Annotated in this window: 9 protein-coding genes; 1 reads left to right on the forward strand and 8 read right to left on the reverse strand. The window is 72.8% G+C overall.

All coding sequences use genetic code 11. The annotated features are described in order from the left end of the window. Positions 1 to 125 precede the first annotated feature (125 nt). Genes ABJI51_RS00930 through ABJI51_RS00950 form a run of 5 tightly spaced genes read right to left on the reverse strand, consistent with a single transcriptional unit; the run spans position 126 to position 8205 of the window. Positions 126 to 1730 (reverse strand): allophanate hydrolase, encoded by a 1605-nt coding sequence (locus ABJI51_RS00930; RefSeq protein ID WP_348946916.1) that lies wholly within the window; start codon positions 1728 to 1730, stop codon positions 126 to 128. Next, positions 1727 to 5260, reverse strand: a complete 3534-nt coding sequence (gene uca / locus ABJI51_RS00935) for an urea carboxylase (RefSeq protein ID WP_348946917.1) — start codon at positions 5258 to 5260, stop codon at positions 1727 to 1729. The genes ABJI51_RS00930 and uca overlap by 4 nt, the downstream gene beginning before the upstream one ends. Next, a complete protein-coding gene (locus ABJI51_RS00940; protein WP_348946919.1) occupies positions 5257 to 5892 on the reverse strand; it encodes an urea amidolyase associated protein UAAP2 in 636 nt (211 codons plus the stop codon). The genes uca and ABJI51_RS00940 overlap by 4 nt, the downstream gene beginning before the upstream one ends. Further along, complete coding sequence (locus tag ABJI51_RS00945) at positions 5889 to 6722, reverse strand: urea amidolyase associated protein UAAP1 (protein WP_348946920.1); 834 nt, start codon at positions 6720 to 6722, stop codon at positions 5889 to 5891. Before ABJI51_RS00945 ends, ABJI51_RS00940 begins: the two co-directional genes overlap by 4 nt. Positions 6723 to 6735: 13 nt before the next feature. Beyond that, complete coding sequence (locus ABJI51_RS00950; protein ID WP_348946921.1) at positions 6736 to 8205, reverse strand: amino acid permease; 1470 nt, start codon at positions 8203 to 8205, stop codon at positions 6736 to 6738. Between the two features lie 177 nt (positions 8206 to 8382). Between ABJI51_RS00950 and ABJI51_RS00955 the strand changes: the two genes are divergently transcribed. Then, positions 8383 to 9048 (forward strand): TetR/AcrR family transcriptional regulator, encoded by a 666-nt coding sequence (locus tag ABJI51_RS00955; RefSeq protein WP_348946922.1) that lies wholly within the window; start codon positions 8383 to 8385, stop codon positions 9046 to 9048. Positions 9049 to 9118: 70 nt separating this feature from the next. Here ABJI51_RS00955 and ABJI51_RS00960 read toward each other — a convergent pair whose 3' ends face one another. From ABJI51_RS00960 to ABJI51_RS00970, 3 genes are all read right to left on the reverse strand, one after another. After that, the gene (locus ABJI51_RS00960; protein WP_431605565.1) at positions 9119 to 10342 is read right to left on the reverse strand and encodes an HRDC domain-containing protein; all 1224 of its coding nucleotides are present in this window, start codon (positions 10340 to 10342) and stop codon (positions 9119 to 9121) included. 98 nt (positions 10343 to 10440) lie between these two features. Beyond that, on the reverse strand, positions 10441 to 11157 hold the full coding sequence (locus ABJI51_RS00965) for a response regulator transcription factor (RefSeq protein WP_033291604.1): 717 nt from the start codon (positions 11155 to 11157) through the stop codon (positions 10441 to 10443). 748 nt (positions 11158 to 11905) lie between these two features. Then, positions 11906 to 12469, reverse strand: a complete 564-nt coding sequence (locus ABJI51_RS00970; RefSeq protein WP_348946925.1) for a DUF3000 domain-containing protein — start codon at positions 12467 to 12469, stop codon at positions 11906 to 11908. Positions 12470 to 12545: the final 76 nt, after the last annotated feature.

Genomic DNA, 12545 nt, shown 5'->3' on the forward strand with positions numbered 1-12545 from the left:
GGCGGGTGGACGAGGGAGGTTCTTCGACAGCCAGGTGCGGACAGAGGCGCAAGCTGCCGGTGCGGCCCGGATGGCCGCAAGGCAGGGTGTTCACCACCTCAGTGTCACCCTGCCGCGCAACCGGTTTACCGGACGCCGAGGTGTGCCAGCCAGCCGCCCTTCGCCGAGATGTCCTCCGCGCCCTCGGTCGCTTCGGGCTCGCACAGGAAGCCCGGGACTCGCGTGCCGTCGGCCAGTTCGAGCTTGCCGATCGCCAGCGGCGCCGGGATACCGGCCACGAATGACCCGAACCCCTCCACCGGCAACTCCCACACCTCCGCGGCGATCGAGACGCCCCCGGAAGCCACCCGCACCAGGCCCGGCTTCGGCGGCACCGTGTCGAGTGCGTACAACCGGTAGGCAGGAGCCGTCGACACCGCCGAGACGAACCGTCCGCCGCGGGACGTGAGTTCGTGGTTCAGCGGCTGGCCCCTCAGGTGCGCGCCCACCACCACGATCGGGATGCGCTCGCGCCGCAGGCCCGCCAGGGCCGCCAGTTTCAGGTCATCGTGCGGGGCTCCCACGAACATCACCCCGAACGGCCGTCCGCTCACCGTGCCCGCCGGGACCGCCAAGGCCGAGAGCCCGAACAGGTTGGTGGAGTTGGTGAACCGACCCAGGCGCGCGTTGACCGCCACCGGGTCTGCGGCCACTTCGGACAGTGTAGGGTGCTCGGTCGTGGTCGGGAGCAGGAGCGCGTCCACCCCGGCCAGCGTCGCCAGTGCTTCGGCACGCAGCCCGGCCAGCGTTGCCTGGTCGGCGAACAGCCGGTGGGCCGGGATGTCACGGGCCGCGGTGATGATGCCGTGGACCACCGGGTCGCAGTCGTCCGGGTGGGCGTCCAGGAACTCGCCGACCGCCGTGTACCGCTCGGCGACGAACGCACCGCCGTACAACAGCTGGGCGGCCTCCAGGAACGCCGAAATGTCCACTGTGGTCACTTCGGCGCCCGCGGCAGCGTACTCCGCGACGGCCGCCTCGAACGCCTCGGCCCAGCCCGGCGCCAGTGGGCCCAGCTGCTCCGGGGCCGGGACGCCGAGGCGGAACCGTCCCGTGTGGACCTGCGCGGGCTCGGCCAGGCACGTCAACGCGAACGTTGCCTCCTCGACCGTCCGCGCGAACAGGGACACGCAGTCGATGCTCGCGCACGCGGGCACCACACCGAGCGTCGGCAGCAGGCCCGGGGTCGGCTTGAGCCCGACGATCCCGTTGAACGCCGCCGGAACCCGGCCGGAACCCGCGGTGTCGGTGCCCAGCGCCAGATCCGCGATGCCGAGGGCGACCGCCACCGCCGAGCCCGAGCTGGACCCGCCGGACACGTAGGCCGGGTCGACGGCGTTGCGCACCGCGCCATACGGGCTGCGCGTCCCGACCAGGCCGGTCGCGAACTGGTCCAGGTTGGTCGTGCCGAGCACCAGCGCTCCGGCCGCCCGCAGCCGCGCGACCACCGGGGCGTCGGCCTCCGGCTTGTACGCGTAGGCCGGGCAGCCCGCCGTCGTCGGCAGGCCCGCGACGTCGATGTTGCCCTTGACCGCCACGAGCTTGCCGTACAGCGGCAGTCCGCGTTCCGCCAGTGCCGCGGCCTCGGCCAGGACGTCGGCTTCCGGCCGGAGGTCGATCCAGATCTCCGGCCGGTCCACCTGCTCGATCCGCCGGTACGCGGCCCGGACCCGCTCTTCGGCGACGCTCATCCGAGCACCACCAGCGGTGTTCCGGGCGCCACCTGGTCACCGGGGGACACGAGCACTTCGACCACCTCACCGCCCGCCGGCGCGGGAATGCGCGCCTCCGTCTTCATCGCTTCCAGTGTCACCAGCGCCTGGGCGTCCTCGACGCGCTGGCCCGCCGTGACGTCGACCCGCCACACCGTCGCCGCGAACGGCGCCTCCACGACGTGCCCGCCCGGCGGTGCCTCGACCCGCGCGGGTGGCCGGGTCACCGGCTCCGGCTTCGGGTCGAACTCGCCCGCCGCCGCCCACGCCTGCCGTTCCGCCTCGAACGCGGCCGCCTGCGTCGCCCGGAACTCGGCGATGCTGCCGGCGTTCTCGGCGAGGAACTTCTGGTAGTCCGCCAGCGCGAAGGTGCCTTCGGTGGTGTCGAGTTCCAGCGTCCCGGACGCGCTCTGCGCCCGCAGGTCCAGCAGCTCGTCGGCCGACACCGGGTACCAGGAGATCCGGTCGAAGAACCGCAGGTTCCACGGCTGCTCGCCGCCACGCCAGCTGTTCCACACCTGGACCGTCCGCCCGACGAACTGGTAGCCGCCCGGGCCCTCCATGCCGTAGATGCACAGGTAGGCCCCGCCGATGCCGACGGAGTTCTCCGCCGTCCACGTCCGCGCCGGGTTGTACTTCGTCGTCACCAGGCGGTGGCGCGGGTCCAGCGGCGTCGCCACCGGCGCGCCGAGGTAGACGTCGCCGAGCCCGAGCACGAGGTATTCCGCGTCGAACACCGTGCGGTAGACGTCGTCCACACTGGACAGCCCGTTGACCCGCCGGATGAACTCGATGTTCCACGGGCACCACGGCGCGTCGTCGCGGACGCCGGTCATGTACCGCTCGATCGCCTCGCGCGTGGCCGGGTCGTCCCACGACAGCGGCAGCCGGACACTGCGGCTGGGCACCACGAGGTCGTGCGTCGGCGGCAGGTCCCGCTCCAGCTCGCGCACCAGCCCGAGCGCCTTGCCGACCGGCAGCGCGTCCGGGTCGACGTGCACCTGCAGCGACCGGATGCCCGGGGTGAGGTCGACGATCCCCGGCACGCCCTCGGCGGCGAGCCGCTCGGCCAGCGCGTGCACCCGCATCCGCAGGGCCAGGTCGAGCTTCATCTCGCCGTACTCGACGAGCAGGTTGTCGTCACCGCTGCGCCGGTAGGTCACCGACGGCTCCGCGTCCGAAGAGGACAGTCGCGCGAGGACACCGCCGTCGGTGCGCGTGGCCCGGCTCGGGGCGATCGCCGACGCGGGCCGCGTCCGCAGTGCCGCCGCGTGGTCGGTGCCGATCGGCACGAACCGCACGGTGTCGCCCGGCCGCAGCTGGCCGAGCTTCCAGCGTTCGCCGGTGGCGACCGTCGCCGGGCAGACGAACCCGCCGAGGCTGGGCCCGTCCGGGCCGAGCAGGATCGGCAGGTCGCCGGTGTAGTCGACGGCGCCGATCGCGTACGGCGTGTCGTGGATGTTCGACGGGTGCAGGCCCGCCTCGCCGCCGTCGGCCCTGGCCCACTGCGGCCGCGGCCCGACGAGCCGGACGCCGGTGCGCGCGGAGTTGAAGTGCACCTGCCAGTCGGTGGCGTAGAAGGTGTCGACGTCGTCCGGGGTGAAGAACTCCGGCGCCGCGTGGGGACCTTCGAGCGCGCCGATCGTCCAGTGTGGAGAAAACTCCGGCCGGTCGGCGGACGGCACCGGGCCCACGACGGGGTCGGCCGGGGCCGGCCCGGGCCGCAGGACGTCGCCCGCGGCCAGTGCGCGGCCGCCGTGGCCGCCGAACCTGCCGAGGGTGAACGTCGCCGCGCTGCCGAGGAACGCCGGGACGTCGATGCCGCCGCGGACGAGCACGTAACTGCGCAGCCCGGCCGTGCACGCCCGGACGTCCAAGGTGGCACCCGCGGGCACCTCGACGGGGGTCCACAACGGAATCTCGGCACCGTCGGCGAGCACGGTCGTCGGCGCGCCGGTGACGCACACCAGGGTGGCGTGCGAGAACCGCAGCGTGACACCGTCCACTGTGCACTCCAGGCCGGGCGCGCCCTCGGGGTTGCCCAGCGCGAGGTTGCCCAGGCGCAGCGAGAGGTCGTCCATCGGCCCGCTCGGCGGGACGCCGACGTGCCAGAAGCCGGTGCGGCCCGGCCAGTCCTGCACCGTCGTCATCGTCCCGCCGCGCACGACGTCGATCCGCGGTTCGGCGTCCTGAACACCGTCCAAAGTGGACGTGTCGTGCTTCGCCGCGCCGAACGCCGCGTCGGCGGCCGCCGCCCGCAGCTGGCCCAGGTTGGTCTGCACGCCGTCGAACCGGGTCGCGGCGAGTGCTGCCCGCAGGTTCCTCAGTGCGTCCTCGCGGTCGGTGCCGGTGCAGATCACCTTGGCCAGCAACGGGTCGTAGTGCGTGGTGACGGTGGTGCCCGGCTCGACCCAGGTGTCCACGCGCGTGTCCGCGGGCAGTGTGACCTGCGTGACGAGACCCGCGCTCGGCCGGTGCCCGGCCTCCGGGTCTTCGGCGTACACCCGGGCTTCGACGGCGTGCCCGCGCGCCACCGGCACCGCGCGGAACATCGCGCGGTCGCCCTGGGCCAGGCGCAGCATCCAGGCGACGAGGTCGACGCCGTACACCGCCTCGGTGACCGGGTGCTCGACCTGGAGCCGGGTGTTGACCTCCAGGAACGCGGCCTCGCCGCGCTCGGCGTCGTAGACGTACTCGACCGTGCCCGCCGAGCGGTAGCGCACCGACGAGCACAGCGCGACGGCCGAGTCCACCAGCTGCCTGCGGACGTCCTCGGGCAGGTCCGGGGCCGGGCACTCCTCGACGACCTTCTGGTTGCGCCGCTGCAGCGAGCAGTCACGCGTGCCCAGCGCGAGGACCTCGCCGAAGCCGTCGCCGAACACCTGGACCTCGACGTGCCGCGCGTGGCGCACGAGGCGTTCCAGGAAGACGCCGGAACTGGCGAAGCTCTTGGCCGCGACGCTGCGCACGGATTCCCAGGCCGCACGCAGCTCGACCGGGGACGCGCACGCGCGCATCCCGATCCCGCCCCCGCCGCCGGTCGCCTTGAGCATCACCGGGTAACCGATTTCCTCGGCACGCGCGAGCGCTTCGTCCACATCGGACAGCAGGCCGGTGCCCGCCAGCAGCGGCACGCCCGCCGCGATCGCCGCCCCGCGCGCGGTGTGCTTGCTGCCGAACACCTCCAGGTGCTCCGGCGACGGCCCGGCGAACGCGATCCCGGCGTCCTCGCAGGCCCGCGCGAACGCTGCGTCCTCCGAAAGGAACCCGTAGCCGGGGTGGACGGCGTCGCAGCTGGTGTCGAGCGCGGCGGCGATGATCGCGTCGGCCCGCAGGTAGCTTTCCGCCGCGGGCGCCGGGCCGAGCCGCACGGCCCGGTCGGCGAGCCGCACGTGCGGGGCGAGGCGGTCGGCGTCGGAGTACACCGCGACGGTCTCCAGGCCCAGTTCCCTGGCGCTGCGCAGGATCCGGACCGCGATCTCGCCCCGGTTGGCGACGAGCAGTCTCACGCGCCCGCTCCCGGGGAGATGACGACCATCCGCACCGGCGTCGGGTCGAAGCCGTTGCACGGGTTGTTGATCTGCGGGCAGTTCGACACGAGCACCAGCACGTCGGTCTCCGCGCGCAGCCGGACCTCCAGGCCCGGCGCGGAAATGCCGTCGACGATGCCGAGCGTGCCGTCTTCCTCGACCGGCACGTTCATGTACCAGTTGACGTTGCTGACCAGGTCGCGCTTGCCCAGCCCCCACTTCGCGCCCTCGATGAGGAAGTTCTCGACGCAGGCGTGCTGGTGGCGGGTGTGCTGGCCGTAGCGGAGGCTGTTGGACTCCTTGCTGCACGCGCCGCCGAGCGTGTCGTGGCGCCCGCAGGTGTCGGCGACGACGGTCAGCAGCGGCGCGCCCTCCTGCGTGCGCAGGACACTGCCGGTGGTCAGGAAGATGTTGCCCTGCGCGGCGATCGTCGCGGCCGCGCTGTAGCGCTTCGAGGTGTCGTTCGCGTCGTAGCAGAGGAAGTCGACGGCCTGGTTGCCGCCGAGGTCGATGATCGCCAGCTCCTGGCCCCGCTTCAGCACCGTCGAGTACGGCGCCCGCGCGGGCACGTCGACGCTGACTTCGAGCTGGGACTCGTAGGCGGTGCTCATGCGATCCCCCGTGCGGTCAGGTAGTCGGCGGTGTTCTCGAAGGCGCGCTGCGCCTCCGGGGTGTGTGTCCATTCCGGACTGTCCGGGGTGGACGGACGATCGCGCCAGGCGAGGATCTCCAGCTTGGACACGGTGTAGTCCGGGCGCGGGTCGACGGGGTGGGCGACGTTGGCGACCAGCACGATCGACGGGATCTCGATCCGCAGGTCGACGCTCTTGCCCGCACCCGCGGACCCGGTGAACTTCAGCCCGCCGTCCCGCTCGACCCGCACGCCCTGGAAGAACGACAGGCTCGGCGGGATGTCCCGCGGGCCGAGGCCGTTCTTGGCCGCGGCGAGGGTGAACAGCGCCAGCCCGGCCGGGGAGGGGCCCTGCGGGGAGCCGTCGCCGTAGCGCTCGGTGTTGCCGTCCACAGTGGACGTCCCGCACAGGGCGTCGTGCCGCCCGCTGGTGTCACCGGCGATGGTGGCCAGCACCCGGCCCTGGTCGGACAGCAGCGCGAGCCGCTCGCCGAGGTAGGCGTTCCACTGCACCTTCACCGTGTCGGCGACGTTGAGCCGCTCCCACGGCTGGTCGGCGTTGAACAGCAGCAGGTGCGCGCAGGCGTCGCCGTCGACGTCGGTCAGCCGCAGCCGCGTGCCGCGGGCCAGCACCTTGTGCGTGTACCCGCCGCCGGCCACGGTTTCGGCCCAGGTCAGGGCCTCGGGCGCGACGCCGGGAGGCGGCGACGGCCAGGTGCTGGCCGGGATCGACGGCATCGTGTCGACCACGGTGCCGGCCTGGGCGCGGGCGTGGTCCCGGGCGCCGTAGGTCGTCGCGGTGGTGCTCATCGGGCGTCCTCTCTCAGGTTGCGGGTTCGAGGGCGGCGGCGGGGCGCAGCCGCAGCCAGCAGAGCCGGCCGATCACCAGCGCGCCGCCGACGAACTCTATCGGGAACAGCAGCATCCAGGGGGCGCCCGAACCGGCGAGATCGTAGATCTCCGCGCGCGGCCAGCCGATGTTCACGATCATGCCGATCCCGTACACGACGGCCGCCACGTTCACCGCGACGCCCCAGCGGCCGAGGGAGAACCGGCCGGGTTCCGCGGGGAAGCCCCCGCGCAGCCGCTTGACCAGCAGCGGGCCCGTGACCAGCAGATAGGCCAGGTAGACGACGACCACCGACGTCCCGGTGATCGTGCTGAACAGCGTCGGGTTGCCGACGTTGAGCAGCAGCAGCCCGATGGCCAGCGCCCCGGACAGCAGCGCGGGGCCGACCGGAGTCCCGGTGCGCGCGCTGACCGACGACAGCCGTTTGGCCCCGGGCAGCGCGCCGTCGCGGGCCATCGCGTAGATCAGCCGGACCGTGCCGGTCTGGATCGTGAGGGTGCAGACGACCACCGCGACCGCGACGTCGGCGAGGAAGACCCGGCCGAGCGTGTCGCCGAAGACGGCGGTGATGACGTAGGGCAGGCCGTGGCCGGCGAGCTGCCCGTCGGTCAGGCTCGGCGCGGCCATCAGCGCGGCGACGACCACCGCGAGCCCGCCGATCCCGGACACGAGCACGGCCCGCAGCACCGCGCGCGGAGCCGCCCGGCGCGCGTCCTTCGTCTCCTCGGCGACCGACGCGGCGGTGTCGAAACCGTAGAGCACGTAGGCGGCCATGAGCGCCGAGGCGAGCACGCCGCCGATCCCGGCGCTGGTGCCGGGGGCATCGTGCAGCACGACCTGCGGGCCGCGGACGGCGAACAGCAGCAGCCCGGTGATCAGCACGACGACGCCGAGCAGCTCGGCGGCGACCCCGATGTCGTTGATCCGCGCCATCAGCCGCACGCCGCCGGCGTTGACGGCGGTGGTGAAGACGAGCAGCAGCGTGCCGAGCAGCACGGCGTTGGCCGCGCCGGAGGGCGAGGTCACCGAGGGATCGCCGCCGACGAGCTGGAAGCCGTCCCACACCGACGGCAGCACGACCTGCAGCGCGATCGCCGCGGCGGCGAGGGCGACGATGCAGCCGAGCAGCATCATCCAGCCGGCGAGCCAGCCCAGGAAGCCCTTGGCCAGCTGCTTCGCCCACTGGTACACGGATCCGGCCAGCGGGTAGCGCGCGGCCAGCTCGGCGAAGGTGAGGGCGACGAGCAGCTGGCCGCCCAGCACGACCGGCCAGGTCCAGAAGAACAGCGGCCCGCCGAAGCCGTAGCCGAAGCCGAAGAGCTGGAAGACGGTGGTGAGGATGGAGACGAAGGAGAAGCCGGCGGCGAAGGCGGAGAACCCGCCCAGTGACCGGCGGAGCTCCTGGCGGTAGCCGAAGGCGGCGAGATCGTCGGGTGGGCGCATGGGGACTCCAAGGGTTTCGATCGTTCGACAGAAATTAGGCTCCGCCCGCGTCGCGGCGATCTCCGCCGGGTTAGGGCCGTGTTAACGCCCGTGCCGACACCGCGTCAATGACGACATCCGGGCGTAACTGCACCTCCGTGCGCGTGTCGCGGCCGGTGACCTGGCAAGATCACGTCCGTGGTCAAAGGGTCGGGGGTCGGCAGGCCGAGGGCGAGCGGAGCGGCGGCGAACCGCCCCGACGCGCGCCAGGCCGTGCTCGAAGCGGCGGGAGAACTGTTCACCGGAGCCGGCTACGCGGCGACCACGACGCGGGCGATCGCGGAACGCGCGGGGCTACGCCAGGCATCGCTCTACTACCACTTCCCGGCCAAGGAGGACATCCTCGCGGCCCTGCTGGCCGAGACGGTCCGGCCGTCCCTGGACCTGGCGGCCCGCCTGGTGGCGGGCGAGTCTTCGCCGGCGGTCCGCCTGTGGGCCCTGGCGTACGCGGACATCGGCCTCCTCGGCGGAGCCCGTCACAACCTGGGCGCGCTGTACCTGCTCCCGGAGGTCGGCTCCCCGAACCTGGCCCGCTTCCGTGCCGAGCGAGCCGAGCTGAAGGCGGCGTACGGCAAGCTGGTCGCGTCCGCGGGCGTCGAGCCGTCGGCGGTCGCGATCCGGACGGACCTGGTGTTCGGCCTGGTGGAGAGCATCGCGGTGATCCGGCGGGACGACCCGGACCTGGACGTCGAGGCCCACGTCCGCGAAGGGGCCGACGGAGTGGTCCGGCTGGTGGGACTGCCGGAGCCGACGGACGAGCTGCGGGCCGAGGCACACACGCTGCTGGCGGCGCTCGCCGGGTGAGGTCCGGCTCGGCCGGCGGTGGCTCACCCTCGCCCGGCACAGCGCGGCACCAGCCCCGCGAGGGGAACGCTCAGGAAGCCGTCGTCTGCAGGGCCTTGCTCAGCGCCGCCGCCGTCAGCTCCACCTGCCACGGCCGGGCGCCGCCCGCGCGCAGCACCTCGGCCACCGCGTCCTCGTGCGTCTCCGCCGGGGGGCGCCAGCACGTGCGGCGGACCAGGTCCGGCAGGAGGAGGTTCTCCACCGGCAGCCTGCGGTCCTCCGCGATGGCCGCCAATGCCGTCCGTGCCGCCGACAGGCGCGCTGCCGCGTCCGGGTCCTTGTCCGCCCAGCGGTTCACCGGGGGCGGGCCGTCCGTCGGCTGGGAGGGCGATGGCAGCTCCGAAGCCGGGAGTGCCCGCGCCGCCTGGAGGTGACGCAGCCAGCTTGCCGTGTACTTGCGCTGGACCCGGCCGCTGAACACCGGGAGTGCCTGCAGCTCCTCGACCGTCTTCGGGTCGGCCGTCACCGCGTTGATGATCGCGCTGTCCGGGAGGATGCGGCTGGGTGCCCGGTCGCGTTTGCGGGCCAGCTCGTCGCGGGCCTGCCACAGCTCGCGGACCATCGCCAGGCCGCGCGGGTTGCGGATCTTGTGGACGCCGGACGTCCGGCGCCACGGCTCGGCCCGCGGGGGCGGCGGCGGGGCCGTCCGGACGAACTCGAACTCCTGGCGCGCCCACTCCAGCTTGCCCTGGGCGCCCAGCTCCGCCTCCAGCTTCTCGCGCAGCTGGATGAGCAGTTCGACGTCGAGGGCGGCGTAGTTCAGCCAGTCGACCGGCAGCGGCCGCTTCGACCAGTCGGCCGCGCTGTGCCCCTTCTCGAGCGTGTAGCCGAGCAGCAGCTCGACGAGCGTCCCGAGGGCCACGCGCTCGTAGCCGGCCAGCCGTCCGGCCAGCTCGGTGTCGAACAGCGCCGCCGGGCGCAGGTCCAGCTCGGCGAGGCAGGGGAGATCCTGGGAGGCCGCGTGCAGCACCCACTCCAGGGAGTTCAGGACGTCGCGCAGCGGCCCGAGCTCGCCGTCGAGGGCGATCGGGTCGATCAGCACCGTGCCGGAACCCTCACGGCGCAGCTGCACGAGGTAGGCCTTGGGCCAGTACCGGTAGCCGGACGCGCGTTCGGTGTCGACGGCGACCGCGCCGGTGCCCGCGGCGAGTTTCGCGCACGCCTCGGCGAGCGCGCTCGGGTCGGCGACCACCGGGGGTGTGCCCTCGGCGGGCTCGCGTAGCAGCACAGGGCCGCCCGTGGACTCGATCTCCATCCCGGTGTCCTCGGCCTCTGCACTTCCCATAACCGACGACCCTACGGGACGGGCATACCGCGCCTGGTCTGCCCGCCCCGCAGGGCTGTTCGCTTGCGTCAGCGGATCACGCCGGCCCGCATGGCCAGCGCCACCATCTGGGCCCGGTCGCCCGTGCCGAGCTTGCGCCCGATCCGGGACAGGTGGGACTTGACGGTGAGAGCGGAGAGCGAAAGCTCCTCGCCGATCTCCTTGTTGGACTGCCCGTCGGCGACCAGCTGGAGCACCTCCACCTCACGCGCCGACAGCTCGCGCGGGGTGTTGTCGGTGCCCGCGACGCGGGTCCCGGTGGCCAGCACCGGAGCCACGCTCGGGTCGGCGTAGACGCCGCCTTCGAGCACGCGCCGCACGCCGTCGGTCACCACGACCGGCGACGCGGACTTCAGCAGGTACGCCTGCGCCCCGGCCTGGAAGGCCGAGCGGACCGCGTACGGGTCGTCCGAGGACGCGAGCACCACCACGCGCGGCCAGCCGTGGGAACGGAGTTCCGTGACCAGCTCGATGCCGCTGCCGTCCGGCAGTCCGAGATCGAGGATCGCCAGGTCACAGGGCCCGGTGGCCTGTGCTCGCGCCCTCGCCTCGGCCACCGTGGCGGCCTCGTGGACGGTGCCCGCACCCATCTGTGCGAGTCTTGCTGCGATTGCCTCCCTCAACAGCGGGTGGTCATCGACCACCAACACGGAAAAGAGCTCTTCCCGCGGGTGCGGAACCATGCTCGCCGGCAACGCGCCGGCTGGCGTGGATCGGACGGCCTGAGATAAGCCGACGGTAGCCACGTCACTACCTCCCTGGAGTCGGTCGTGCCCCCCGACCGGCACCGGGACCTTCGGCCGTTCAGCCGCGCCAGCTTTAGACCGAAAGTGGTGTCGTCGAAGGCACTGTAGCCGCCCGGAGGCCGTTGCGGGGGGATCGAATGGGTATCTATCTCAAACGAACAGTCACTCAGTGGGTTCGTCGTAACACGATCGGGCTAGTACACGGCCGGTTGCTAACACATCGCCCAGCGAACACGATGCAAAGGAGTTACCGGCGTCCAAATGGCCGTGCAGATGAGGTGTGCAGCTTCCGGTGCGCCTAGTCGCGAGGGTCCGGATGGCCGTCCGCGGCGGCCGGAATGTGGCTCCGGCCGGGGCATGATCAACTCCGCGATCCGGCTCCCGCGAGTCGTCCCGGACGTCGTTCCGGTCACTGTGCGTACCCGTCGCCGTCCGCGCGCCGCCGAGTTGATCTTGTTGCGGTGCGTGATCGCGCGGGAGTCACGAACGGGGACCCCGGCGCGGGACGTGAAAGGGCCTCAGGAACGTCGGCGGGTAACCGGCGGGCTCCCTCTCTCAGGGGAGGCTCTGCGACGCTCCGGGCACGGTTTGGACACCGTTCAGCAGACGTGAAATTTGCTCACATTCGTACAAGGGCCGGGCATGCGCGGCGCGGCAGGTGTCTTGAATGAGTCATTCAGGACCTCCGAAGCCGGCGCTGCCCTGAATGAGTCATTCAGGGCAGCGCCGGCCGCCCGCAAGCCCGGGATCAGGAGCCCTGGCGCTGCCCGAAGAGCGTGACGCCCACCGGCGGCAGGCCCACGACACTGGCCATCACCTGGCAGAACGCCTGCCCGTGCGGCAGCAGCGCGGCGTCCGGCGGTGTCCACGACGCCCGCAGCTCCAGGTCGTCCGTCCGCGCCGGGCCGGAGATGTCGCCGAAGCGGGCCGAAGACGTCTCGGTCACCGTGCCGCCCAGTGCCTTCCACTCCGCGCCGGACGCTTCCAGTGCGTCGGTCAGCCACGACCAGCCCACCGCCGGCAGGAACGGGTCCGTCGCCAGCTCGCGGTCCAGCTCCGCGCGCACGTACATGACCAGCCGCAGCACGCCGTCCCAGCCGTCCTGGCCGTCCGGGTCGTGCAGCAGGACCAGCCGGCCCGACGCCAGCACGTCGGCCGGGCCGGAGACCTCGCAGCTGACCGCGTACGACCACGGCGCCAGCCGCTGCGGCGGGCGCATCGGCTCCAGCTGCACCTCCCGGCGGGGCCGGACGGACTGCAGCGCCGCGACTGCTTCGCGGAAGAGTTCGGGCACTGGCGTCATCGCGGTCACGCTCCGACTTTAGGGCGGACGCGGCCCGTTGCGGGGGCAGGCGCGCCGAGAGAACGGCCCTCCCGGGCTCGTGGCA

The organism is Amycolatopsis melonis (assembly GCF_040064235.1).
Taxonomy (GTDB): domain Bacteria; phylum Actinomycetota; class Actinomycetes; order Mycobacteriales; family Pseudonocardiaceae; genus Amycolatopsis; species Amycolatopsis melonis.

Coding starts and splice junctions, on each gene's coding strand:
- ABJI51_RS00930 (WP_348946916.1), bottom strand. CDS start 1,730: ATGAGCGTCGCCGAAGAGCGGGTCCGGGCCGCGTACCGGCGGATCGAG.
- ABJI51_RS00940 (WP_348946919.1), bottom strand. CDS start 5,892: ATGAGCACCGCCTACGAGTCCCAGCTCGAAGTCAGCGTCGACGTGCCC.
- ABJI51_RS00945 (WP_348946920.1), bottom strand. CDS start 6,722: ATGAGCACCACCGCGACGACCTACGGCGCCCGGGACCACGCCCGCGCC.
- ABJI51_RS00950 (WP_348946921.1), bottom strand. CDS start 8,205: ATGCGCCCACCCGACGATCTCGCCGCCTTCGGCTACCGCCAGGAGCTC.
- ABJI51_RS00960 (WP_431605565.1), bottom strand. CDS start 10,342: ATGGAGATCGAGTCCACGGGCGGCCCTGTGCTGCTACGCGAGCCCGCC.